Genomic DNA, 23,220 nt, shown 5'->3' on the forward strand with positions numbered 1-23,220 from the left:
GCAGGATGGTGGCTATGACCAGCGCCATCGATATCGGCCGTGCGACGGCGCTTTCCGACGCCGGCGAGAACGCCGCGCGGCTCGACGCGCCGGGCCTTCAGGCTCTCGCCGCCCGGTCCGTGACCAGATCGAAGGCCGACGGGGCCGCCCGACGCGGACCCTTTCGTCCCGAGGTCTGGCTGAACGCCCGCCAGCGTCACGCCTCCCGTCTGGCCGTCCACTGGTTCCGCAGCGCTGACGTCGCCGCCGTGTCGATCATCACGGTCGCCATGGTCTGCGCCATGACGCCCGGCGGCCTGCTCGCTGCGCCGCTGTCGGCCGTCCTGCCGCTGCTCGTCGGCGCCGTGATCGTGCTCGGCCTGATGCGGTCTCTCGGCCTGTACCGGTTTGCACGGGGTCAGAAGGCACCCCTGCATCTGGCCGCCGTCGCCGGTCTCGCCTTGACCGGAGGCGTCACGGCCGTCGTGCTGGATGCCGTCCTCGCGGGCGGAGCGATCCTGTCCGCCTACATCATCTGGACCGCCCTGGTGACCGTCAGCCTCTATGTCCTGCACATGGGCTGGAGCGACCTCGTCGCCGGCTGGCGCGCCAGGGGGGCGTTGACGCCGAACATCGTCCTGGTCGGTGCCACCCGTCACGCCGAGACCCTGATCAAGGATGCGCTTCAGCGCCGGGACATCAATGTGCTCGGCGTGTTCGACGACCGTCTGGCCCGCTCGCCCGACAGTGTGGTCGGCGTGCCGGTGCTGGGCGACGCCGAAGCCCTGATGACTCACCGGATGACGCCCTACGTCGATCGGATCGTCCTCGCCATCGACCCGCGGGCCGAGAAGCGCGTCCGCGAACTGACTGCCCGCCTGTCCGCCCTCCCGAACGAAGTCACCCTGCTGGTCGATCCGGTCGACGAGCGTGAACGCAGCGCCGCTCTCGACCGGCTGGCGAGCGCGCCCCTGGCCTCGCTCGACGGTCGCGTCGACGACGACCGGCGCGCCTTCAACAAGCGCATCCAGGACATCATCATCGGCACGGTCGCCCTGATCCTTCTGGCCCCCGTGATGGCCCTGACGGCGCTCGCCATCCGCCTCGACAGCCCCGGCCCCATCTTCTTCCGCCAGCGTCGCCACGGCTTCATCCACGAAGAGATCGTGGTCTGGAAATTCCGCTCGATGCGCCAGGAGGCCGCCGACGCGACCGCCAGCCGTCAGGTCACCACCGATGACGACCGCGTCACCCGCGTCGGCAAGCTGATCCGCTCGACCAGCCTCGACGAACTGCCTCAGATCTTCAACGTCCTGAAGGGCGAGATGTCTCTGGTCGGGCCCCGCCCCCATGCCATCGGCATGAAGACCGGCGCGGTCGAAAGCGCCCGCCTCGTCGCCGAATACGCCCACCGTCACCGCATGAAGCCCGGCATGACCGGCTGGGCCGCCATCAAGGGCTCGCGCGGCCCGCTCCACTCCGCCCAGGACGTGCGCCGCCGGGTTCAGCTCGATATCGAATACATCGAGCGTCAGTCCGTGTGGCTCGACCTCTGGATCATGTTTGTCACCATCCCTGTCCTGCTCGGCGACCGCGCGGCGGTGCGCTGATGTTCTGGCGCGGCGTATGGGGCTATCTGCCCGCCAACATCATCCAGGGCCTGGTCGGGTTCGGGGCCATCGTCGTCTTCACCCGCCTGCTGTCGGCCGAGGATTTCGGCCGCTACGCCATCGCCTTCTCGATCATGACCCTGGTCCATGTCATGATCTTCAGCTGGCTGGAAGCCGCCATGGCCCGCTTCTGGGCCGCCGAGGAAGGCCAGTCGCTGGCCGACCACTTCCTCACCCTCTACCGAACCGCCGCCGTCATGAGCCTGGCCGCCCTGCCCCTCGCGGGCCTGCTGCTCTGGGTCACGCCCATCGGCCCGGGACTGAAGCTGGCCATCGCGGCGGGTCTGGTCGGCATCCCCATCCGCTGCCTCGCCAAGCTGGCACAGGAGCGGTTCCGGGCCTCGGGCGAGGTGACCAAGTCGGCCGGGATGGATATCGCCGTCACGCTCGGCGGCTTCGCCATCGGGGCCGTCTGCGCCTTCCAGGGAGTCGGCGCGGCCTCGCCGCTGATCGGCCTCGCCGTCGGCCCCCTGCTGGTTCTGCCCTTCGTCCTGCCCAACGAACTGAAACAGGCGCGCGGCGGGGTCCTCTATCGCGACCGCTTGGGGTCCTACGCCCGCTACGGCTACCCGATCGCGGCGGGTCTCGGCCTGTCGCTGATCATGGCCTCGACCGACCGGTTCCTGCTCGAGATCTACATGGGTCCGGCCGCGGTCGGCGCCTATCACGCGGGCTACAGCCTCGCGAACCGCACCCTCGACGTCCTGTTCATCTGGCTGGGCGCGGCCGGCACGCCCGCCCTGATCATGGCGTGGGAGCGCGGCAGCCGTGAGGCCTTCATGAAGGCCGCCCGTGAACAGGCCTCGACCTTCATCCTGATCGGCCTGCCTGCCGCCGTCGGCGTGGCGCTCGTCGCACGCCCGCTCGCCGACTTCATGATCGGCGAGGACCTGCGCTCCGTCGCCGCCTCGGTCACGCCGTGGATCGCCCTGTCGGCCCTGCTGTCCGGCTCGACCGCCTACTACCTCAGCCAGTCCTTCGTTCTGGGCCGCCGCACCGACAGGCTCCTGCTGACCCTGTGCATCCCGGCAGGCTCGAACGTGATCCTCAACCTGATCCTCGTCCCCACCATGGGCGTTCACGGTGCGGCGATCGCCACGGCGACCAGTTTCGGCATCGGCGTCCTCGCCTCCATCGGCATGGGGCGCTCCATCGTCGCCATGCCCATCCCCTGGGACACCCTGATCCGCTGCAGCATCGCCTCCGCCGCCATGGCCGCCGCCGTCCTGCCGCTGCCGGCCCTCGGCGGCGTCGCCGAACTGGTCCTCAAGGCCGGGGTCGGCGCGATCGTCTACGGCGTCGTCGTCATGGTCCTGAATGCCGCCGGGGTCCGCGACCTCGCCTCCCGCCTGATCGGCGCCCGCCTGACCCGGAGAGCGACCGCATGAGCCGTCCCGTCATCACCGACAACGCAAAGCGACGCGGCGCAAGGCCCGCCGTCTCGGTCCTGATCCCCTTCCTGCGCGACGACCCGTCCGAACTGCTCCAGCTGCTCGACGAGGAGGCCGGCGCCGTCGACCGCGCCGTCGAGATCATTGTCATGGACGACGGCACCAACGACCCCGACCTGACCGCCCGCCTGCAAGCCCGGATCAGGGCCATGGCCCTCCCCGCCCGCCTGATCACCCTCAAGACCAACGAGGGTCGGTCAAAGGGCCGCAACCGCCTGGCCACAGCGGCGCGCGCGGGCTCGCTGCTGTTCCTCGACAGTGACATGCGTCCCGACCACCGCCGTTTCCTGTGGACCTGGGCCGAGCTCGTCGCGCGCGAGGACCCGGCCGTGGCGTTCGGCGGCTTCTCCCTGTTGCAGGCCCCGACCGACGCCCGCTTCCAGGTCCACCGCTCCATGGCCGCAAAGAGCGATTGCGTCCCCTACCAGGAGCGCGCCCGGACGCCTGAGAAATATGTCTTCACCTCCAACCTCCTGGTCCGTCGCGACGTCTTCGAGGCCGAGACCTTCGATGCCGAATTCTCCGGCTGGGGCTGGGAGGACGTCGAATGGGCCATGCGCGTCTCGCGCCGCTTCACCGTCGTCCACGTCGACAATCCGGCCACCCACATGGGTCTGGACACGGTCGAGGCCCTGGCCGGGAAATACGAACAGTCCGCCGGCAATTTCGCCCGCGTCGTCGCCAGACACCCTGACATCGTCGGGACCTATCCCAGCTACAAGGCCGCCCGCCTGTTGAAGAAGATCCCCGCGATCGGCCAGATCCGCCCCTGGATCAAACGCGTCGCCACCACGCCCTGGATGCCGACGAAAGCCCGGGCCTTCTCGCTGCGCCTCTATCGCGCCGCCCTCTACGCCGGAGCCGTGTGATGCAGCCGGTGTCGGTCATCGTGCCGACGATGCGCCGCCGGGAGAGTCTGGAGCGGGCGCTGCGGTCCCTGTTCGCCCAGACGGCGCCGATGGCCTCCATCGTCGTCATCGACAACGACCCGTCCGGAACGGCGCAGGAGACGGTCGCCCGCCTGACGCCAGACAGCCCCTGCCCCCTGATCTATGGCCACGAGCCGCGTCCCGGCGTCGCCACGGCCCGCAACGCCGGCCTGTCGCTGACCGATGCCCGCCTGATCGCCTTCCTCGACGACGACGAGGCCGCCGCGCCCGGCTGGCTGGCCGCCCTCCTCGCCGCCCTCGACCAGACCCGGGCCGACGTCGTCTTCGGTCCCATCGCCGGTCGCGTGCCCGACGATACCGGCTGGGCCACGCCTTACCTCGAGGCCTTCTTCGGCCGCGAAGGCCCGGCGACGACCCGGCGCATCGACAAGCCCTGGGGCTGCGGCAACTCCCTGATGATCCGCGCCACGGCCCTGCCCGGCTCGACCCCGTTCGACGCCTCGGCCGACCAGTCCGGCGGCGAGGACGATGCCCTGTTCGCCGCCCTCCAGTCGCGCGGCGGGACCTTCGGCTGGGCCGCCGACGCCTGGGTCGACGAGTTCGCCCCGCCCCACCGCGCGACCCTGCGCTACGCCCTGTCCCGTGCCTTCGCCTATGGTCAGGGCCCCAGTCAGACGGCCGCCAAGGCCCGGAACTGGCCCGCCGTCTCGCGCTGGATGGTCATAGGCAGCGTCCAGGCCTTCGTCTGGGGCCTCGCAGCCATCGCCCTGACCGTCGTCGCCCATCCCTCACGCGCCCGCACGCTGGACAGGGCCGCGCGCGGTCTCGGAAAGATCTTCTGGATGAAGGGGTTCGAACCCCGGTTCTACGGCGCGCGCGAACTGGCGCGCCTGAACGCCGCCGACACCGTCTGACCCACCCCTCTTTCCGTCATCCTTGGGGCGCGAAGCGAACCCGAGGACCCAGCCGTGCGATATCGCTGTCAGCGCTGCGTTCAAGCCTGTGCGGCTGGGTCCTCGGATCTCCGCTGCGCTCCGTCCAAGGATGACGGAGGGGTGGGGGTTACCCCGTCAGCCGCCTGAGGAAGGCCGGGGGCCTATAGGTCGAGCGATTGACCACCACCCCCGCGATCCGGCCACCGACCGCCTCGATCTCGTCGCGCAGGATCACCGGCTCGTTCGCCGCAGTGCTCTCCGCCGCCACGATCAACACCGTCGCGTCGACGTAGGGGGCCAGGGTGATCGCCAGATCGCTGCGGTCCGCCGCCGGGGCGTCGATGACCACCGTATCAGCGTGTTTCCGCAGCGCATCCCAGTAGCGCGGGTCCGACAGAGGTTCGGCCCTCTGCCCCGAGCGCAGGAGCTCCACCCGGAACCGTGTGATCCACAGCCGTCCGCCGAGGCAGGGCCGCGCCGTCATCAGCCGCGCCGGCGCGATGGGCTTCCCGTCCCGGCCCATCACAGGCGGCGTCACGGCGAAAAAACTCGACCCGTTCGGCGACGACGCCGCTGCCGCCCCCAGCCGTCCGAACCGCTCCGGCTCCCCGGCCACGGCTTCCTGCTGCGAGGGTTGGGCCATGTCCGCGTCGATCAGCCAGACGGGTTTCCGCGCCCGCACCGCCGCCAGCCGGGCGAACTCGCGCGCGACGGTCGAGGCCCCCTCTCCGGTATTGGCGCAGGCGAACTGGATGACCCGTCCACGGTGAGCGGGGGCCGATCCCAGCGCGGCCCAGAGGCCCGCCATTTCTGATGTGAGATCGACCATTCGAATCGGCTACGCGCTGCAACTTGGCCCGAAGGCTAACACGACGATCTCAGTGGGCCTTCATCGGGGCCACGGCCAAAACCGGCATCTCCAGCGTCCGCCCGGCGATCGCCGGCGTCGCATAGCCCCGCCGCGTGAATACCCGCAGCAGGCCGACGCACAGGGCCGTAAACCCGGCGAACAGGATGACCAGGGCGAGCAGAGGCAGTTTCATGCTTGTCCCCCGCGTCGGCGCCGCCGCCCGCTCGATGATCCGCACATTGTCGTCCCCGGCGGCCACCAGTCCGTTGTCGGCCCGGCTCTGGGTCTCGCGCTGCTGGAACTCGCGGATGGAGGCGGCCAGCACCTCCTTGTTGGAGATGAAGGTCGAGTTCTGGGACTCCTCGCGCGTCATGATCGCCTGACGATCCAGAATATCCGCAAGCTGCCCGGTCAGCGATGACAGCCGCGCCGACAGCGAATCCCGTTCCGCCTGGGTCGTAATCCGGGTCGTTTCCAGTTCGGTCCAGACCGGGTTCGGCCCCACACGGACCTCCTTGGCACCGACGGTCGTGCCACTGGCGACATACTCCTGAAGCCCTGCGATCCGCGCCTCAATGTCGAGGATCGGCTGGCTGTCCGGCTGATAGCGGGCCAGCAGCTGCTCCCGCTCGGTCCGCAGCTGCAGGATCTGGTCGGTCGCCGACACATTCAGATCCTGCTGCAGCGTCACCTCGGCGGGCGTCCTCTCCTGCTGCGCCTCCAGCGTCTGCAGACGCCGTGCGGCCTGGTTCAGCTGGTTCTCGACCGAGAACTTCTCCGTCAGCGTCGCCTGATAGAGGGTCGCCAGCGCTGTCTTGGTCGCGGCGAAGTCGCCGATGTCGTTGGACGACAGGAACTGCTCGTAGCCGCGATCCACCTCAGCCAGCTCGTCCTCGAACACCCGGCGCTGCGTCTGGATGGCGGGGGTGGAGCGGTCCTGGAACACCTCGCGACGATAGATCAGATACTGGTCGATGATGGCGTTCAGCACCCGGGCCGACTTCTCGGCGCTGTCGCTCTCGAACCCCAGGCCGATGGTCGCGCCCTGCGGCGTGGTGCCGATGCTCAGCCCGTCGTTGATGAATTTGATCGCGTCGCCTTCCTGTTTGGCCACGGGATCGGTCGAGACCGTGCCGGGCTTCTGGAAGAACGGCAGGCCCAGCGCCCGCACGGCCCTCAGCTTCACTTCGCGCGTGCCGATGATGCCGGCCTCGGCCTGGGCCACCTCGCCGACGGCGGGCGGCTGCGACTGGCGATCCGCCAGCCCGCCGACGCGGGGCTGATAGACATACTCCTGACCGGCGTTGACCAGCAGGCTGGCCCCCGCAGTGTAGGTCTTCTTCAGGGTCATGACCGCCGCAGCGCCGATGGCCAGCACCACCACGAACACCAGGATCATCACCAGCAGCTCGCGGAACAGCAGGCCGATCACATCGAACAGCCCGTAGCGCGGTCGCGCCGGGACATAGGCTGTCGTTGAGGCCGAACGCATGGGAACTGGCGAATCCGTGGCAGAGTGAACCGTCTCCGATCCTTCGCCTGTCGGCGTTAACCATCCATTACCCATAACTGGCGAGGGTCATCACATGTTCGATCGGCGTCAGATTCTGTGGACCATGGGGGCCGCCCTGCTCGCCTCCTCGGCGGCCGGTTGCGCCTCGGGTCAGTCTGCGCCGCGCAGCCAGCGGGTCGAACGCGGCAATTTCAACGACATCGCCTTCGCCGACTGGACCGAGGCCGAGCCGGAGTATCTGCTCTACCCCGGCGACGAGATCGAGGTGGCGACACCGACGGCGACCGAGCTGACGCGCACCCTGCGGGTCGGACCGGACGGCCGGATCGCCCTGCCCCTGATCGGTCAGGCCATGGCGGCGGACCGGACGCTGGCGGAACTCGAGTACGAACTCTCGACGGCCTACGCTTCGCAACTGGTCCGACCGGTGGTCGAGGTGACGTTGAAGACAGCGGGTCCGATGAAGGTCTGGGTCGACGGCGAGGTGCGGACACCCGGCGTCTACGACCTGATCGGCGACAGTGACGCCTATCAGGCCATCATCCAGGCCGGCGGCTTCCTGCCCAGCGCCAAACCGCAACTGGTGGCGCTGATCCGGCGCGGTCCGGGCAGCGTGCGCATGATGCGGGTTTTGGATCTGCGCCAGCGTCGGGGAGAGGTCATCGCCCTGCGTCGCGGCGATATTCTGTATGTGCCTCGCTCGACACTCGGCGAGCTGGCCAACTTCTTTACGCAGGTCCGGAACGCCCTGCCGATCGGCTTCAACTACTCGATCAACGGCCAGTACCAGCAGTTCTAGAGCGGCGTTGCCCTGATCTGCGTCATCCTCGGGCTTGACCCGAGGACCCAGCCCCACCGCTCTCAACGCCTGCACCATGCGGTCACAGCGACCGCGCGGCTGGGTTCTCGGGTTCGCCTCGCGCCCCGAGAATGACGGACGGCGGGGGGGGAGAGCAGAATTTATTCTTACGCGCCTCTTGCGGCCGCCGGCGCAGGCTCCCCATCTAACGCTGAGGTCTTTGACAACTCGATCATACGCGCCGACCCGCCCGGACAGGAGAGTCCAACAATTGCACCACAGTGCAATCCGTCCTCACACGCAATCTTGATACTTTTCAACGCGTTCGCGTGGAAAGCTCTACGATCTGGACTCTTGCACCCTGTTTTTTCCGGAGTGCAAAGGTCTCGACGACCTCAGGCCGCCAGCTTGACCACGCCGGCGTCGATGTAGCGACGGGCGGCGCGCTGGGCCTCGGCGATCTCGTCGCGTTCCATCTCTTCGGACATCTCGCGGCGATAGACCCGGGCTTCGATCGAGCCCTTCATGGCCGCCAGGTTGAAGATCATGTGAGCGGAGACCCGGTCCATTGGGCAGCCGCCCGATCCCGAGGAATACATCATGCCCAGCCGGAACAGGGCGTCGCCGTCCATGTCGGCGGTGGGCAGGGGCAACGGGGCCGCTTCGACCTCGTTGTGCAGTTCCGGCGCGGTTTCTTGCGCGTTCATCACGGTCGTCCTTTGCGATGGCGGACGTCCGTTCTGGACCCGCCCCTCGACCGTGATCAAATACCTCCGGTTTGAAGTTAAAGTTAACAGCGCCGGGAGCCGCAAAGTCTTTTCAGTAAAGGGAAAATGAATACTCGGCTATCGATTCAGACTTGCGAAATATACCGTCAAGACGCCGTTTACCGACCTTCTTGAAAGCCTAACGCGCGCGCTGTCCGAACAGGACCTTGCGCGCCTCCTCCGCCGCCTTGCCGGAGGCGGCCAGGTTGCCCCTCAGCGCCTCTCCCAGCGCCCGGCCGGCCTTCACCGCAGGCCGCGCGCCGACTCGCTCCATCCAGGCCGCGAGGTGCGGGAAATGCGCCAGGTCCTGCCCCTGATGTTCCGGCAGCACCCAGGGCCAGGCCGCCACGTCGGCGATCGAATAGTCGCCTGCCAGATACTCCCGATCTGCCAGCCTCCGGTCCATGACTCCGTACAGCCGATGGGTCTCGTCAGTGTAGCGCCGGACGCCATAGGCGATCTGCCTCTGATCCTTGATGATCGCCGGCGCGTACTGACGGAAGTGATGGGTCTGCCCCGCCATCGGGCCCAGACCCCCGACCTGCCAGAACAGCCACTGGTCGATCTCGACCCGGGTCCGGACGTCGGCCGGATAGAACTGGCCCGACTTGTTCCCCAGATACTGCAGGATCGCGCCGCTCTCGAAGATCGACAACGGCGCTCCGCCCGGCCCGTCCGGATCGACGATGGCGGGCATCCGGCCGTTCGGGCTGATCGCCTGGAACCCGGGCGTGAACTGCTCGCCGATACCGATATTCACCGGCTTCAGTTCATAGGGCAGACCCATCTCCTCCAGGGCGATGGAGACCTTCCAGCCGTTGGGCGTCGGCCAGTACCAGAGCTCGATCGGGGCGGTCATGGCGGCGTCTCCGGCGGATGAGGTCAGGCCTCTGATCTGGACCGCTCCATCCCTGGCCGCAAGCCCGTCACGAACCGTCAGAAGCGCCTGAACCGTCGTTCAGCCACCGTTCATGGACGACCGCAGAGTTTGATCACGAGCAGCCGCGTATCGGCGAGCGGGGAAGACTAGACATGAAATCGATGCTGACGGCATTCGCCGCCATGGCTGCGCTGGCTCTGCCGGCGGGCCTGCCCACCCTGGTTGCGGCACAGGATCAGGAGCAGGAGCAACAGGCCGACCCGTCCCCACCCCAGAACGACTCGGGCGCGCGGTACCAGTCCGACGAATCGTCTCGGGCTCCGTCTGTCAGTAACTGGGTATCCGAGAGGCCAGCCGAGCAACCGGCCGACCAGGATCGTGGCCGCGGCGGTCGTGACGACGGCGGCAACGACGGCGGCGATCAGGACCGGGGCGATGATGACCGCGGCGGCGACGGCGGTGGCTGGAACCGGGGCGACGATGACGGCGGCAACGGCGGCGGCTGGACTCGCCCGGATCAGCCGAACCCGCCTCCGGAGGATACACTGCTTCCTCCCCCGCCCCCGACCCAGGACTATGGCGGCGGCGGCTGGAACCCGGACGGCAATGACGACGGGAACGGTGGCCGGGACAGGAACCGTGGCGGAAACGACGGACAGAACTGGAATCGCGGCAACGATGCACGCGATAGCCAAGGTGGCTGGAACGACCGTGCCCAGGAAAGTGCCCCGGCGATAGACGACGGCAACGGCCCCCAGAGAGTCGCGCCACGCGGCAGTTTCGCCGACAGTTGCAGCGGCTCGTATGTGAATCAGGGCCGGCTCTATGCTGACTGTCGCGACACGCGCGGCAATGTGCGCGGCACGTCCATCGAACTGGCCCGCTGCTCCTCCAGCGACATCGGAAACGACAACGGCCTGCTGGTCTGCCACAATGTTCGCGGCGACCAGGAGGGCCGAGGCCGCAACAACGGCGGCGGATGGGGCAACGGCGGCGGATGGGACAACGGCGGCTGGGACCGCGACCGCAACAACGGCGGCCGCAACTGGTACGGTGATCGCTACGGCCGGCGCGACTACGGCGGCTTCCAGAACCGCTGGAACCAGAACGACTGGCGCCGCGACTGGAACCGGGGCCGCTCGAACGACTGGTGGCGCAACGATCGCAGCTTCCGGGGCTACTCCGGCTATCGCTTCGGCTACTATTTCGCGCCGAACTACGGCTACTACTCGGTGCCGCGGAACTACTGGGGCCAGCGCTGGAACCGGGGCGACTACCTGCCCTCGACCTTCTGGCGCTACAGCCTGAATGACTACCGCACCTACGGCCTGGGCTACCCGCCGCCGGGAACCCAGTGGGTCGCCGTCGACACCACGATCTATCTGATCGACCGCTACGACGGCTACATCCTCGAGGTCATCCGCGACGCCTGGCGCTGGTAGGCACAGGGCGGGCCGGGGTCAGCCGCAGTCGACGCTGCGGATGATCCCGGTGGCCTCGTCGAAGCGGATGTTCAGCCGATAGGGGCGATAGTCCTCGGTCGCCGAACAGGTCGTGCAGACGAACCTGACATCAGCCCCGGCCGCGAAATCGACCGCGCCGCGATGGCTCCCGATCAGGGACCGGGCAGCCGCCACATCGCAACGCTGTGGCCCGGTCGGTCCGGGTGCCGGCGTCGGCGCGCACGCCGTCAGCAGGGCTCCACCAACCATCAGTGCGGCGGCTACCCGCATCGGACCTGCTCCACGAGCTGGGTCCGGGCGTTGTAGAAGATGTTCAGCCGATAGGGCGAGAAGTCCATCGTCACCGGGCAGGTCGTGCAGACCACCCGGCGGTTGACTACCTCGACAGGCACAGGGATCTCGTTCCTGTGCTTGCCCACCAGATACTGGAAGTCGGCAGCCCTGCAGAGGTCGGGGTCCCCGTCCGGCATATGCGATCCGACCGGCTGGTTGACCTCGGCCTCGGCCACCACCGACGGCGCAGGAACCTCGGCGACCGGCGCGGGCGTCGACGAACACGCCGCCACGAACAGCAGCCCGATCAGGCCGCCTTTTCCCAGCGCCCCTCGTCCGACTGTTTCCAGTAGGCGAGATTGGCTCCCTGCCCCTTCAGCGACTTCCAGCGTTCCCGCGCCTGATGCAGCGCAGTCTCGTCGCGACCGTCGAAGATGATGAAGCACCGCTCGAACTCCTCTGCCAGGCTCATATCTGAGCCGTCGACGATGAACAGCGCCTGAGACCCGTTCGGGTTCTCATGTCCTGCCGTCAGCAGGATTGGCTGGCGCTCCGGATGGGGTTGGTCAGACAGGCCGTGGGCCAGAAAGCTTTCGTCCCGCCAGGTCCACAACCGCTCGTCCATGGCCTCGCGCGCGTCCGGGTTCGCGACCCGCACGCGTGCGCGCCATCCCCGCTGCAGGGTGCGGTCCAGCAGCTCGGGCAGGACCTGATCCAGCGTGGATCGCTCCAGGTGGTAGAACCAGATCTCACCCGGGCCGTCGGCCCCCACTTCACCCACAGACCTCAGCCTTCGTAGGTATCGGCCACCATGCGATCCAGCAGACGGACGCCCCAGCCCACCGGGCCGTCGGGAACCGTCGTCCGCGTCGACTTCGAGACCCAGGCGACCGGCGCGATGTCGATGTGGGCCCACGGCACGCCGTTGGTGAAGCGCTGCAGGAACAGGCCGGCGGTGATCGACCCACCGTCGCGGCCGGCCGAGTTCTTCACGTCGGCGTTCACGCTGTCCATGATCTTGTCGTACTGCGGCGGCAGCGGCATGCGCCAGACGTTCTCGTTGACCTTGGGGCCGGCCGCCAGGATGGCGTCGGCCAGCTCGTCGGAGTTCGAGAACACACCGGCGTAGTCCAGGCCCAGGGCGATGATCATGGCACCGGTGAGGGTCGCGAGATCGACCATGAATTTCGGCTTGAAGCGGTCCTGTGTGTACCAGAGGGCGTCGGCCAGAACGAGCCGCCCCTCGGCGTCGGTGTTGATCACCTCGACGGTCTGACCCGACATCGACGTGACGATGTCGCCCGGGCGCTGGGCGTTGCCGTCGGGCATGTTCTCGACCAGGCCCAGCACGCCGACGGCGTTGACCTTCGCCTTGCGGCCCGCCAGCGCGTGCATCAACCCGGCCACGGCGGCCGCCCCGCCCATGTCCCAGATCATGTCTTCCATTCCGGCGGCCGGCTTGATCGAGATGCCGCCCGTATCGAAGCAGACGCCCTTGCCGACGAAGGCAATCGGGGCATCTCCTGCCTTTCCGCCGTTCCACTGGATCACGGCCAGCTGGCTTTCGCGCACCGACCCCTGGCCGACGCCCAGAAGGACGTGCATGCCAAGGGCTTCCATTTCCTTTTCGCCGAGGATCTCGACCTTCAGGCCCAGACGCTCCAGTTCCTTCACACGGCGGGCGAACTCGGCCGGATAGAGGATGTTGGCGGGCTCGGCGACGAGATCGCGCGAGAAACAGACGGCGTCGGCGACGGCGTTGAGCGGCTCCAGCGCGGTCTTGGCGGCTGCGACGTCCCCGGTGACGATGCTGACGGTCGTGATCGACGGAATCTTGTCCGGCTTTTCCCTGGTCCGGTACTTGTCGAACCGGTAGGCGGCCAGACGGACGGCGAACGCCGCGCGCGCAGCCTCGGCGGCGGACAGGTGCCCGAGATCGATCGTCAGGGTCTCTGCGCCCGACAGCTTCACGGCATTGTAGGCGGCGCCGGCGGCAGTCTCGAGCGCCAGGTCGTCGAACTTGCCGGCCTCGCCGGCACCGACCAGCACGATGCTGTCGGCCTCCACGCCCGAGGGCGCAGCCACGATCAGGCTGGAATTAGTCCCGCCGGTGAAGCGGCTGGCGGACATCGCCCGGGTCAGGGACCCGCCTGCGGCGGCGTCGTGATCGCCGCCCGCCCCGGCCAGGCTGCGACCGTCATGGACGAGGATGGCGAGAGCGCCTGCTGCGCCGGCTTCGGCGACAAAATCGATCTTCATGGAAAAGCCTACTCCAGCCGGGATGGACTCCCGGTCATTGAACTGTGTGTGGTCACACCTGCCATTGTCGGCGGTGCGCCCGGATGTGTATTAGATGCGCCGCAACGTCCGCGCCCGCAACCGGGTGATTTCATCGCCCGCATGACCCTGATCCAACGCTACCTTTTCCGACAGATCAGTTTGCCCGTCCTGGCGGCGTGCGGCTCGCTGGTCGGAATCGGCCTTCTGAGTCAGAGCCTGGATCAGCTCGAGGTCATCGTCGAGCGCGGCCAGAGCGTCTGGGTCATGCTGAAACTGACCCTGCTGGCGGTGCCCCAGCTGTTCAGCGTTATCCTCCCGATCGGCCTGTTCGTCGGTGCCCTGATCGCCCTGACCCGACTGCAGCGCGAACAGGAACTGACCGCCGCCTACGCCAGCGGCATGTCGCGCTGGCAGATGATCGCCCCCTCGGCCCGACTGGCCCTCGCGGTCGCCCTCGTGGCCCTGGTCACCAATGTCCTGATCCAGCCCTGGGCCCAGCGCACCTCGCGCGAACAGGCGTTCGAGATCCGCACGGACCTCGCCGCCCTGCTGGTCGAGGAGGGCCGGTTCGTCCAGGGTCCCAACGGCCTGACCGTCTATGTCCAGCAGATCGAACAGAACGGCCTGCTGAAGAACCTCTTCATCTACGTCCAGGACGGCGAGCGATCGACGACCTGGGACGCGGCAGAGGCTCGCTTCGGCCGCGTCGACGGCCAGCCGGTCCTGACGATGAAACAGGGTTCCTGGCAGCAATATGATTCCAAGGGCGTGCTGAACCAGCTGTCCTTCGACGGCAACGTGTTCCCGTTGGGTCAGTATGTCAGCGACGACGAGCACATCCGCTACAAGCCCGCCGACCTGTGGATCACCCAGCTGCTCGACCCGACGCCGCAGCTGATCCGCGACACCGCCCCGCGCGGCGAACTTCTGGCAGAGGCGCACAGCCGCCTGTCCTCGCCCCTCTACGCCCTGACGGCCATGGCCATGGCCCTGGCCGCCATCATGGGCGGGGCCTTCAGCCGCACGGGCTACGGCTCGCGGATCGCCAAGGCCTCGGCTGCCTTCCTGCTGGTGCGTATCTTCGGCTACGCCGTCGTCGCCGCCAGCGCCTGGAACAGCTGGCTGAACGTCTTCCAGTATTTGCTACCCGTCTTGGCCACGGCTCTCGCCCTGCGTCTCCTGTTCCGGGCGCTGAAGCCTCGGCGGTCGAAAGGCTGGTCGCCTCTGGCCCGATTCAAGGCGCGTTTCGCATGAGCGGCTTCGGATCCATCGCCGACGCCCCCCGGCACCTGCTGAACGGCCTGCGTATCGGACGGATCGAGCGCTATGTCCTGATCCAGCTCGGGCGTTCGCTGGGCGTCGCGCTCGCGGTCATCGCCGCCCTGGTGATGCTGATCGACTTCGTGGAGATTTCACGGGGTCTGGGCTCCGACACCGACCTGTCGGGCCTGCGCATCCTCGGCCTGATGCTGCTGAAGTCGCCGGCCGTGATCGTGCAACTTCTGCCGTTCGTCTTCCTGTTCGGCACCCTGGCGGCCTTTGTCGGATTGAACCGTCGCTCCGAGCTGGTGGCCATGCGCGCGGCGGGCGTCTCCGCCTGGCGGTTCGTCCTGCCTGCGGCCGGCGCGGCACTCGTGCTCGGCGTGCTCACAGTGACCGTGATCGGCCCCGTGGCCGCCTCGGCCGACGGCCTGTTCCAGCGCGAGCGCGCCCGCATCTCCGGCTCGGTCGTAAGCGGAGAGGAACAGGAGGCCATCTGGCTGCGCGAGGGCGAGGGCCCGCGCCAGATGGTCATCCGCGCCGGTCGTCAGGACCGCGCCAACGCCCGGCTGCTGGACGTGACCTTCTTCATCTACGCCACCGATCCGCAGGGACAACGCCAGTTCACCGAGCGGATCGACGCCCCGTCCGCCAGCCTCAGCGCCGGCCGTTGGCGGCTGTTCGATGCGGTCGGGGCCCAGACCGGCCAGCGCGCCGTCCGCTACGCCACCCTCGACCTGCCTTCTGCCCTGGCCGACGAAGAAGCGTTCGAGCGTTTCGCCAGGCCCCAGTCGACGCCCTTCTGGTCCCTGCCCGGCCAGATCCAGCGCATTGAGGCCGCAGGTTTTTCATCGACCGCCTATCGGCTTCGGCTTCAGTCACTGCTGTCCACGCCCCTGGCCTTCGCCGCCATGACGATCCTGGCTGCAGCCTTCTCGCTGCGACTGATGCGGCTGGGCGATCTCGCCCGCATGGCCGTGGCCGCCGTAGTGCTGGGCTTCGCCTTCTTCTTCCTGAACCAGTTTTCCGCCGCCATGGGCTCGGCCGAGGTGGTGCCGCCGTTCGTCGCGGCCTGGCTGCCGGCGATCCTCACGGCGCTCGCCGCCTTCACCTTGCTGTTCTATACCGAAGACGGCTAAGCGACCCCCGGCGGGGGCCTGTAAGGAACGGTTGGATTTGATGCGGGCTGAAGGCACCGTTTCTCGCAAGACCTTGCTGCGGAACCGGCTTCTGGCCGGAGCGGTCGCGCTCGCCTGCGCGCCCCTGCCCGCTTTGGCCCAGACCGTGCCCGCGCCCGCTCAAACCCCGCCCCCCGCAGTTCAGGCCGACGGCCTGACCCCGGACGCCATCTACATCGAAGCCGACACTGCAGGACGCCAGGGCGACGTCATCAGCGCGACTGGCGACCAGGACCGCGTCTACGCCCGCTTCCAGGGCCACACCCTGCGTGGCCGCGCGGTCACCTTTGACATCGCCCGGGGAATCGGCACGGCGGACGGCGACGTCGAACTGGTCGATCCCGACCGCAACACCGTCTTCGCCAGCCACCTCGAGCTCGATTCGGATCTGCGGGCCGGCGTCGCCGTCGACTTCGCCACCAGCACGGCGACCGGTGCCAGCCTGATGGCCGCGACGGCCGTGCGGCGGTCCGAAAACGTGAACGAGTTGAACTACGCCCTCTTCACCCCTTGCCCGATCTGCGACGCAGAGGGCAATCCGAAGACGCCCAGCATCTCGATCCAGGCCGAGAAGGTGGTGCAGGACGAAGAGCTGCGGGCGGTCCTGTATCGCAACGCCGTGTTCAAGGTCGGCGGCGTGCCGGTGCTGTGGACGCCGTTCTTCGCCCATCCTGATCCCACGGTAGAGCGGGCGTCAGGCTTCCTCATCCCGATCTTCAACTATGACGACGGGCGCGGCCTATCGGTGGAGACGCCCTATCTGAAAGTGATCTCCCCGTCCGAGGACTGGCTGATCAGCCCGCAGTTCAACACCCGGGTCCTGCCGTTCCTGAACCTGCAATGGCGCCGCCGCTTCGCCGAGGGGACCATCGTGGCCCGCGGCGGCTATACCTACGCCCAGAATTTCGGCAACTTCGATCTGAACGGCGACGGGCAGGCCGAGAGCAACGTCGATTTCGGCGACCGCACGAGCCGCAGCTATTTCCTCGGTTACGGCAAGTTTGATCCCGCCGGTCCGTGGCGCTGGGGCTTCACGGCCGAGCGGACCTCGGACAAGACCCTGTTCGACCGCTACGACATCATCGACCCCTATCAGGACAACGGCCTCTACTACGGCGACCAGCGCAGGCTGATCAGCCAGGTCTATGCCGAACGCCAGACCGGACGCTCCTACCTGTCGGTCGCCGCCTTCTCGATCCAGAGTCTCCGCGTCGCCGAGTTCAGCGATGTGACTCCTGCCCTGAACATCTTCGAGTCCGACGGCACGCTTCCGGTAGTCGCCCCCCTGATCGACGCCCGGTGGGAGCCGTCAGACCCGGTTCTGGGCGGCCGCCTGCGTCTGCGCGGCTCGGCCGTCTCCCTGTATCGCGACGAGTATTTCGGCAGCCCGGTCCTGCGTCCCGAGATCATCCCGACGCAGGCGACGACCTTCGGCCTGCCTGGTGTCGACAGCCGACGCGTGAGCGGTCAGATGGACTGGCGGCGCAGCTTCACCGCCCCGGCCGGCATCCGCTATGAACCTTTCGTCGACGGACGGGTCGATGTCTATTCCGTTGCCGACCTGCCGCCAGTCCTGGGCCTTGCCGACGAGACGATCACACGCGGCCGCGCCACCCTCGGCCTGGACGTCAGCTATCCCCTGATCCGACGCCTCAGCGACGGGGCGGACGTCATCATTGAACCGCTCGGCCAGATTTCGATCTCGACCGACCCGGATCTGGACTTCCGCATCCCGGTCGAGGACGCCCAGACCCTGGAGCTCGACGAATCGTCCCTGTTCCGGATCGACCGCTTCCCCGGCTACGACCTGCTCGAGGGCGGTGTCCGCCTGACCGCCGGCGTGCGAACCACCCTGCGCTGGAGCGAGGGACGCACCGCCAGCCTGTTCGTAGGACGCAGTATGCGAGATGCCGAACAGGACGCCTTCCGCATTCCCGTCCCGGACGCGCCGAACAATCTCTACGACCCGTCCGGCCTGGCCGCCCAGACGTCTGACTGGGTGGTTCAGGGCAGTTTCCAGCCCTCTGATCGCGTCCGGGGCTGGGGACATGCGACGGTCGACGGTTCCGGCGATATCCGTCGGGCCGAAATGGCGGTCGACGGGCGCTGGGGTCGCCGCAACCTCGCTTCAGCCAGCTATATCGTCGATCGTTCCAATCCGCTGGATGGGCCACTCAACCGCAACTACGAGTTTGTGCAGCTGGCGGCCCAGCAGTTCGTCTACGGCAACTGGGGCGTGGCCGTCGCCGGCATCGCCGATCTGGAGCGCGACCTGATCACTCGCTCCGAAGTCGGTGTGGTGTTCGACGACGACTGTTTCCGCATTGAAGTGGGTTATCGGCGCGACAACACCCGTGTCAGCCCCACCGGCCCGTCCGACGGCGTTTACTTCCGTCTAAACCTCGCCACTTTTGGAGGGTCAGGCTATGGATCAAACGGCTTGCGTTAGGCATGACGCGTAAAGGCGTGCGCCAACCCGGTGAAGAATCGGGGCAGCAGGCTCGAAGGAATCAGGACTGACCATGCGTTTGATGCGTTTTACGGCCGGGGTCGCGATGGCCGCGCTGGTCGCGGGATCGGCGATTGCCCAGACCGCCCCTGCGGGTCAGGCGGCCGGCACTCTCGATCCGGCCTCCGAACAGGCGCCCGCCACCGCCGCCGCTGCGGAACCGGAGTTCACCCTGGCCGACGGCATCGTCGCCACGGTCAACGACCAGATCATCACCGGCTTCGACCTGCGCCAGCGCATGTTGTCGGTCATCGCCATGAGCCAGGTGCAGCCGACCGAGGAGAATATCCCCGCGATCCAGCAGCAGGCCCTTCAGGCCTTGATCGAGGAGCGCCTGCAGGCGCAGGAGATCGCCAAATACGAGACCCTGAGGGTTTCCGACGAGGAAGTGGATCGCGAAATCGCGGCGATGGCACAGGAAGCCGGCACGACGCCCGAGAACTACATAGCCTTCCTGGCCCAGGGCGGCATCCGCCCCAACGCCATGCGCGAACAGCTGCGCACCGAGATCGGCTGGCGTGAACTTGTTGGCGGCCGTTTCAACAGCCGCGCCCGCGTGAGCCGCGGCCAGGTGGAACAGACCCTGCGCCAGATGACCGAGGCCGCGTCCAAGCCCCAGTATCTGATCGGCGAAATCTACCTCGAGGCCAACCGCGTCGGCGGCCAGCAGGCAGCCCTGAGCGGCGCCGAGCAACTGGTCGCGCAGTTGGTCCAGGGCGCACCCTTCCAGGCCGTGGCCCGCCAGTTTTCGGCCGCCCCGTCGTCCGCGCGCGGCGGCGACGCCGGCTGGGTCGTTCAGGGCACCGTCCAGCCCGCCCTGCAGACCGCGCTCGACGGCCTTCAGGTGGGTCAGCTGTCGCGACCCATCCCGGTCGAGGGCGGCGTCTACATCGTCTACATGCGCGACAAGCGTTCGGGCGCGGCCACCAGTCTGGTTACGCTGAAACAGGCCATGGTCGAACTGCCGGAGACGGCCAGCGAAGCCGATGTCGCCGCCGCCACCCAGCGTCTGGAGGCCCTGCGCCCCAGCCTGACGTGCGACAACATCCTGCAGCGCACGACCTCGGAAGCGGGCCTGCTCGGCTCCGACCTCGGCGAAAGCGACGTGGCCAACCTCGCGCCCCAGTTCCAGCAAGTCGCCCGCTCGGCCGAGGTGAACACGGTGTCGAACCCGGTTCGCACACCCCTGGGCGTGCACCTTCTGGCCGTCTGCGGCCGCCGGGTCGGCGGGGTCGACGTCCCGGCCTATCGCGAGGTCGAAGGTCGACTCCAGAACCAGAACCTGGCCATGCTGGCGCGCCGCTACATCCGCGATCTTCGTGCGGACGCCCTCATCGAAATGAAGTGATCGGGTGGCGGTGGATCCCAACAGGACGGGGCCGCTCATTCTGACCCTCGGCGAACCGGCGGGCGTCGGCGCGGAGATCATCGCCAAGGCCTGGACGGCCCTCTCCGATCAGGCGCCGTTCGTCGTCCTCGGCGACATGGGACTGCTCGAGGCCCAGGGCGTGCCGGTCCGCGAGATCGGCGACCTGTCCGATGCGGCGACCTTCTTCTCCCGCGCCCTGCCGGTGCTGAACCATCCGGCCCCGGCGGCGATCACGGCCGGAACGCCGGATCCGCGCAACGCCGGGGTCGTCGCCGACTGGATCGAACGCGCCGTCGCCCTGGCGTTGTCGGGTGAGGCCTCCGGCGTCGTCACGGCCCCGATCGCCAAGGCTCCGCTCTATGCCGCCGGCTTCCGCTTCCCCGGCCACACCGAGTTCATCGCCGAGCTGACGGCCGACGCCCCCTATGCCGGGACGCGCGGTCCGGTGATGATGCTGACCGCGAAGGACCTCCGCGCCTGTCTGGTGACCATCCACGTCGCCCTCGATCAGGTGCCCGAACTGGTCACCGAGGAGCGCGTCGCCCGCACCGCCCGGGTCGTCCACGAGGTCCTGCGTCGCGACTTCGGCATTGCCCGCCCGCGTCTGGCCCTGGCCGCCCTGAACCCTCACGCGGGCGAGGGCGGGGCGCTGGGCCTGCAGGAGATCGCCGTCCTGCGGCCGACTGCGGAGGCCCTGCGCGCCGAGGGCGTCGACATCACCGACCCCCTGCCCGCCGACACCCTGTTCCACGACGAGGCTCGAGCCGGGTACGACGCCGCCATCTGCCTCTATCACGACCAGGCCCTGATCCCGGTGAAGACGCTGGACTTCTGGGGCGGGGTCAACGCCACGCTGGGCCTGCCGATCATCCGCACCTCGCCCGACCACGGAACAGGCTTCGACATCGCCGGAAAGGGAATCGCAAGGCCCGACAGCCTGATCGCCGCCATCCGCCTGGCCTCGGAGATGGCGGCGCGGCGAGCGGCGGGCTAACAACCATCCGGTGACCGACCTCCCCCCCTTGCGCGAATCCCTCGAAGCCCACGGCCTGCTGGCCAAAAAGAGCTTCGGCCAGCATTTCCTGCTGGACCTCAACATCACGCGAAAGATCGTCCGCCTCGCGGGGCCGTTCGAAGGCCGGGCCGTGATCGAGGTCGGGCCGGGCCCCGGCGGCCTGACGCGCGCCATTCTGGAGAGCGACGCCGGCAAGGTCGTCCTGATCGAGAAGGATCCGCGCTTCCTGCCCCTGCTGTCGGAGCTGGACACCGGCGACGGGCGGCTGACCATCGTCGAGGCCGATGCGCTGAAGGTCGATCAGGGGACGCTGGTCGAAGGCCCGGCCCATGTGGTTTCCAACCTGCCCTACAACGTCGGCACGCCCCTGCTGATCGACTGGCTGACGGGCGCGTGGACGCCCGTGGCCATGACCCTGATGTTCCAGAAGGAGGTCGCCGAGCGGATCGTGGCCGCGCCGGGCGACGACGCCTACGGCCGCCTCGCCGTCATCTCCCAGGCCGTGGCCGAGGTGAAGATCGTCATGCATCTGCCGGCCGCCGCCTTCACCCCGCCGCCCAAGGTGGCCTCGGCCGTGGTCCATGTCGTGCCTCGCGCCGACCGGCCCGACGCCGCGACCCTGAAGCGGCTGGAGCGGGTCACGGCCGCCGCCTTCGGCCAGCGCAGGAAGATGCTGCGCTCCAGCCTGAAACAGCTGGGTGGCGGCGCCCTGTGCGAAGCCGCCGGGATCGACCCGGACGCCCGCGCCGAGGTCATCGACATCGCGGGCTTCCTGCGCCTCGCCGGAGCCCTGACATCGTGAGCGAGATCGAGCCCTTCCGCGCCATCACCATCAGCCGCCTGGCCCACGCCCTGAAGGCCGAGGGGCGGTCGGTGATCCATATGGAGTTCGGCCAGCCCTCGACCGGCGCCCCGCCCGCCGCCATCGCCGAGGCCCACCGCGTGCTCGACGCCGACAGTATGGGCTACTGGGAGAGCGCACCGCTGAAGGCGCGGATCGCCCGTCTGTACGACGAACGCTATGGCGTCACGGTCTCGCCGGACCAGCTGCTGCTGACCAACGGGGCGTCACCCGCCCTCGTCCTGGGTCTGTCGTCGTGGTTCTCGCCGGGCAACCGGATCGCCATGGCCCGCCCGGGCTATGTCGCCTACCGCAACACGGTGAAGGCCCTGCGGATGATCCCGGTCGAGATCGCCTGCGGGCCCGACGAACACTACCAGCTGACCGCCGCCGCGCTGGAGGCACTGGATCCGGTGCCCGCAGGGGTGATCATCGCCAGCCCGGCCAATCCGACGGGGTCAGTCATCGCGGCCGACGAACTGGCCGCCATCGCCGGGGTCTGCGCCCGCAAGGGGATCCAGATCCTGTCCGACGAGATCTATCACGGCCTCTCCTACGTCGGGCCCCAGCCGTCGCTGCTGCAGTTCGCGCCGGACGCCATGGTGATCAACAGCTTCTCCAAATACTGGAGCATGGCCGGGTGGCGGCTGGGCTGGCTGCTGGTCCCGCACGACCATATCGAGACGGCCCGGGCCTATATCGGCAACCTGTTCCTGACCCCGCCGTCGCTGAGCCAGCACGCGGGCCTGGTCGCCATGGACCAGCACGCGGTGCTCGAAGGCCATATCGAGACCTATGCCCGCAACCGCGCCCTGATGCTGGACGCCCTGCCGGCCCTGGGCCTGAAGTCGATCGCCCCGCCCGACGGTGCCTTCTACATCTGGGCCGACATCGGCCACCTGACCGACGACAGCGTGGCCTTCTGCGAGCAGCTTCTGAGGGACACGGGTGTGGCCACGGCGCCCGGCGTGGACTTCGATCCGGTCGACGGCCATCGCTTCATGCGTTTCAGCTTCGCCGTCTCGACGCCGGAGATCGAGGAGGCCCTGCGCCGCCTCACGCCCTGGTTCGAGAGCCGGGCCGCCTGAGGAGGTTGCACTGTTTCCGGAAACGGAGTGCAAGACAGTGCAGCGCTCTAAACAAAGACGTTATTTTTCAGATACGTGTGAATCGCATCCGTTTGCACTGTTCCGAATTAGCGGAAATTCGGCGACCTCCCCGGTGCCGTCCGCCGCTCTCGCCCTGTCAAAGACCAAGGCCTGAGGTGGGAACGTCTGGACCGGAGGCAAGCCCTCGAT

The 23,220-nt window shown here is 68.1% G+C and carries 21 protein-coding genes; 13 read left to right on the forward strand and 8 right to left on the reverse strand.

Going from position 1 to position 23,220, the window contains the following annotated elements; genetic code table 11:
- Window positions 1-14 precede the first annotated feature (14 nt).
- The 4 genes from ACW18A_RS09815 to ACW18A_RS09830 are packed head-to-tail and all read left to right on the forward strand — an operon-like array spanning window position 15 to window position 4,904.
- On the forward strand, window positions 15-1,589 hold the full coding sequence (locus ACW18A_RS09815; protein WP_492021540.1) for an exopolysaccharide biosynthesis polyprenyl glycosylphosphotransferase: 1,575 nt from the start codon (window positions 15-17) through the stop codon (window positions 1,587-1,589).
- On the forward strand, window positions 1,589-3,037 hold the full coding sequence (locus tag ACW18A_RS09820) for an oligosaccharide flippase family protein (RefSeq protein ID WP_492021541.1): 1,449 nt from the start codon (window positions 1,589-1,591) through the stop codon (window positions 3,035-3,037). Before ACW18A_RS09815 ends, ACW18A_RS09820 begins: the two co-directional genes overlap by 1 nt.
- Window positions 3,034-3,969, forward strand: coding sequence for a glycosyltransferase family 2 protein (locus ACW18A_RS09825; protein WP_492021542.1), 936 nt, complete (start codon window positions 3,034-3,036; stop codon window positions 3,967-3,969). The genes ACW18A_RS09820 and ACW18A_RS09825 overlap by 4 nt, the downstream gene beginning before the upstream one ends.
- Complete coding sequence (locus ACW18A_RS09830) at window positions 3,969-4,904, forward strand: glycosyltransferase (protein ID WP_492021543.1); 936 nt, start codon at window positions 3,969-3,971, stop codon at window positions 4,902-4,904. The genes ACW18A_RS09825 and ACW18A_RS09830 overlap by 1 nt, the downstream gene beginning before the upstream one ends.
- A 148-nt stretch (window positions 4,905-5,052) precedes the next feature.
- On the opposite strand, the gene ACW18A_RS09835 is transcribed toward ACW18A_RS09830, so the two are convergent.
- Together ACW18A_RS09835 and ACW18A_RS09840 are read right to left on the reverse strand one after the other, a co-directional pair.
- Window positions 5,053-5,754 carry a P-loop NTPase family protein gene (locus ACW18A_RS09835; RefSeq protein WP_492021544.1) on the reverse strand — a complete coding sequence of 234 codons (702 nt, stop codon included), beginning with the start codon at window positions 5,752-5,754 and terminating at the stop codon, window positions 5,053-5,055.
- 49 nt (window positions 5,755-5,803) lie between these two features.
- Window positions 5,804-7,267 (reverse strand): GumC family protein, encoded by a 1,464-nt coding sequence (locus ACW18A_RS09840; RefSeq protein WP_492021545.1) that lies wholly within the window; start codon window positions 7,265-7,267, stop codon window positions 5,804-5,806.
- 94 nt (window positions 7,268-7,361) lie between these two features.
- Here ACW18A_RS09840 and ACW18A_RS09845 point away from each other — a divergent pair, with 94 nt between their 5' ends.
- The gene (locus ACW18A_RS09845; protein WP_492021546.1) at window positions 7,362-8,087 is read left to right on the forward strand and encodes a polysaccharide biosynthesis/export family protein; all 726 of its coding nucleotides are present in this window, start codon (window positions 7,362-7,364) and stop codon (window positions 8,085-8,087) included.
- 395 nt (window positions 8,088-8,482) lie between these two features.
- Here ACW18A_RS09845 and ACW18A_RS09850 read toward each other — a convergent pair whose 3' ends face one another.
- Window positions 8,483-8,794: a sel1 repeat family protein gene (locus tag ACW18A_RS09850; RefSeq protein ID WP_298163465.1), complete on the reverse strand. Its 312-nt coding sequence runs from the start codon at window positions 8,792-8,794 to the stop codon at window positions 8,483-8,485.
- Window positions 8,795-8,993: 199 nt separating this feature from the next.
- Entirely contained in the window at window positions 8,994-9,713 is a 720-nt protein-coding gene (locus ACW18A_RS09855) for a glutathione S-transferase family protein (RefSeq protein ID WP_492021547.1), read from the reverse strand.
- A gap of 173 nt (window positions 9,714-9,886) precedes the next feature.
- Here ACW18A_RS09855 and ACW18A_RS09860 point away from each other — a divergent pair, with 173 nt between their 5' ends.
- The gene (locus ACW18A_RS09860; RefSeq protein WP_492021548.1) at window positions 9,887-11,176 is read left to right on the forward strand and encodes an RcnB family protein; all 1,290 of its coding nucleotides are present in this window, start codon (window positions 9,887-9,889) and stop codon (window positions 11,174-11,176) included.
- An 18-nt stretch (window positions 11,177-11,194) separates the two neighbouring features.
- On the opposite strand, the gene ACW18A_RS09865 is transcribed toward ACW18A_RS09860, so the two are convergent.
- Genes ACW18A_RS09865 through ACW18A_RS09880 form a run of 4 tightly spaced genes read right to left on the reverse strand, consistent with a single transcriptional unit; the run spans window position 11,195 to window position 13,729 of the window.
- Window positions 11,195-11,467 carry a hemolysin gene (locus ACW18A_RS09865; RefSeq protein WP_492021549.1) on the reverse strand — a complete coding sequence of 91 codons (273 nt, stop codon included), beginning with the start codon at window positions 11,465-11,467 and terminating at the stop codon, window positions 11,195-11,197.
- Window positions 11,458-11,763: a hypothetical protein gene (locus ACW18A_RS09870; RefSeq protein WP_492021550.1), complete on the reverse strand. Its 306-nt coding sequence runs from the start codon at window positions 11,761-11,763 to the stop codon at window positions 11,458-11,460. The genes ACW18A_RS09865 and ACW18A_RS09870 overlap by 10 nt, the downstream gene beginning before the upstream one ends.
- Window positions 11,764-11,777: 14 nt before the next feature.
- Complete coding sequence (locus ACW18A_RS09875) at window positions 11,778-12,251, reverse strand: DNA polymerase III subunit chi (protein WP_492021551.1); 474 nt, start codon at window positions 12,249-12,251, stop codon at window positions 11,778-11,780.
- Window positions 12,252-12,256: 5 nt separating this feature from the next.
- The gene (locus ACW18A_RS09880; RefSeq protein ID WP_492021552.1) at window positions 12,257-13,729 is read right to left on the reverse strand and encodes a leucyl aminopeptidase; all 1,473 of its coding nucleotides are present in this window, start codon (window positions 13,727-13,729) and stop codon (window positions 12,257-12,259) included.
- A 141-nt stretch (window positions 13,730-13,870) separates the two neighbouring features.
- On the opposite strand from ACW18A_RS09880, the gene ACW18A_RS09885 reads away from it, so the two are divergent.
- The 7 genes from ACW18A_RS09885 to ACW18A_RS09915 all read left to right on the forward strand — a co-directional run bounded on the left by ACW18A_RS09885 (window position 13,871) and on the right by ACW18A_RS09915 (window position 23,010).
- Entirely contained in the window at window positions 13,871-15,004 is a 1,134-nt protein-coding gene (locus ACW18A_RS09885; protein WP_492021553.1) for an LptF/LptG family permease, read from the forward strand.
- The gene (lptG, locus tag ACW18A_RS09890; RefSeq protein ID WP_492021554.1) at window positions 15,001-16,149 is read left to right on the forward strand and encodes an LPS export ABC transporter permease LptG; all 1,149 of its coding nucleotides are present in this window, start codon (window positions 15,001-15,003) and stop codon (window positions 16,147-16,149) included. The genes ACW18A_RS09885 and lptG overlap by 4 nt, the downstream gene beginning before the upstream one ends.
- A 40-nt stretch (window positions 16,150-16,189) precedes the next feature.
- Window positions 16,190-18,637, forward strand: a complete 2,448-nt coding sequence (locus tag ACW18A_RS09895) for an LPS-assembly protein LptD (RefSeq protein WP_492021555.1) — start codon at window positions 16,190-16,192, stop codon at window positions 18,635-18,637.
- Window positions 18,638-18,710: 73 nt separating this feature from the next.
- Window positions 18,711-20,045 (forward strand): peptidylprolyl isomerase, encoded by a 1,335-nt coding sequence (locus tag ACW18A_RS09900; protein WP_492021556.1) that lies wholly within the window; start codon window positions 18,711-18,713, stop codon window positions 20,043-20,045.
- A 10-nt stretch (window positions 20,046-20,055) separates the two neighbouring features.
- Window positions 20,056-21,060, forward strand: coding sequence for a 4-hydroxythreonine-4-phosphate dehydrogenase PdxA (pdxA, locus tag ACW18A_RS09905; RefSeq protein ID WP_492024377.1), 1,005 nt, complete (start codon window positions 20,056-20,058; stop codon window positions 21,058-21,060).
- A gap of 10 nt (window positions 21,061-21,070) precedes the next feature.
- Window positions 21,071-21,883: a 16S rRNA (adenine(1518)-N(6)/adenine(1519)-N(6))-dimethyltransferase RsmA gene (rsmA, locus tag ACW18A_RS09910; RefSeq protein ID WP_492021557.1), complete on the forward strand. Its 813-nt coding sequence runs from the start codon at window positions 21,071-21,073 to the stop codon at window positions 21,881-21,883.
- Window positions 21,877-23,010: a pyridoxal phosphate-dependent aminotransferase gene (locus ACW18A_RS09915; RefSeq protein ID WP_492024378.1), complete on the forward strand. Its 1,134-nt coding sequence runs from the start codon at window positions 21,877-21,879 to the stop codon at window positions 23,008-23,010. Before rsmA ends, ACW18A_RS09915 begins: the two co-directional genes overlap by 7 nt.
- Window positions 23,011-23,220 lie beyond the last annotated feature (210 nt).

The sequence above is a fragment of the Brevundimonas sp. AVps5 genome (assembly GCF_058681515.1).

What these genes read in the sequence shown, in the direction of transcription:
- ACW18A_RS09825 (WP_492021542.1), top strand. Translation starts at nt 3,034, where the DNA reads ATGAGCCGTCCCGTCATCACCGACAACGCAAAGCGACGCGGCGCAAGG.
- ACW18A_RS09850 (WP_298163465.1), bottom strand. Translation starts at nt 8,794, where the DNA reads ATGAACGCGCAAGAAACCGCGCCGGAACTGCACAACGAGGTCGAAGCG.
- ACW18A_RS09815 (WP_492021540.1), top strand. Translation starts at nt 15, where the DNA reads ATGACCAGCGCCATCGATATCGGCCGTGCGACGGCGCTTTCCGACGCC.
- ACW18A_RS09885 (WP_492021553.1), top strand. Translation starts at nt 13,871, where the DNA reads ATGACCCTGATCCAACGCTACCTTTTCCGACAGATCAGTTTGCCCGTC.
- ACW18A_RS09845 (WP_492021546.1), top strand. Translation starts at nt 7,362, where the DNA reads ATGTTCGATCGGCGTCAGATTCTGTGGACCATGGGGGCCGCCCTGCTC.
- ACW18A_RS09830 (WP_492021543.1), top strand. Translation starts at nt 3,969, where the DNA reads ATGCAGCCGGTGTCGGTCATCGTGCCGACGATGCGCCGCCGGGAGAGT.
- ACW18A_RS09880 (WP_492021552.1), bottom strand. Translation starts at nt 13,729, where the DNA reads ATGAAGATCGATTTTGTCGCCGAAGCCGGCGCAGCAGGCGCTCTCGCC.
- ACW18A_RS09840 (WP_492021545.1), bottom strand. Translation starts at nt 7,267, where the DNA reads ATGCGTTCGGCCTCAACGACAGCCTATGTCCCGGCGCGACCGCGCTAC.
- ACW18A_RS09900 (WP_492021556.1), top strand. Translation starts at nt 18,711, where the DNA reads ATGCGTTTGATGCGTTTTACGGCCGGGGTCGCGATGGCCGCGCTGGTC.
- ACW18A_RS09865 (WP_492021549.1), bottom strand. Translation starts at nt 11,467, where the DNA reads ATGCGGGTAGCCGCCGCACTGATGGTTGGTGGAGCCCTGCTGACGGCG.
- ACW18A_RS09895 (WP_492021555.1), top strand. Translation starts at nt 16,190, where the DNA reads ATGCGGGCTGAAGGCACCGTTTCTCGCAAGACCTTGCTGCGGAACCGG.
- ACW18A_RS09835 (WP_492021544.1), bottom strand. Translation starts at nt 5,754, where the DNA reads ATGGTCGATCTCACATCAGAAATGGCGGGCCTCTGGGCCGCGCTGGGA.
- ACW18A_RS09860 (WP_492021548.1), top strand. Translation starts at nt 9,887, where the DNA reads ATGAAATCGATGCTGACGGCATTCGCCGCCATGGCTGCGCTGGCTCTG.
- ACW18A_RS09820 (WP_492021541.1), top strand. Translation starts at nt 1,589, where the DNA reads ATGTTCTGGCGCGGCGTATGGGGCTATCTGCCCGCCAACATCATCCAG.
- ACW18A_RS09855 (WP_492021547.1), bottom strand. Translation starts at nt 9,713, where the DNA reads ATGACCGCCCCGATCGAGCTCTGGTACTGGCCGACGCCCAACGGCTGG.
- lptG (WP_492021554.1), top strand. Translation starts at nt 15,001, where the DNA reads ATGAGCGGCTTCGGATCCATCGCCGACGCCCCCCGGCACCTGCTGAAC.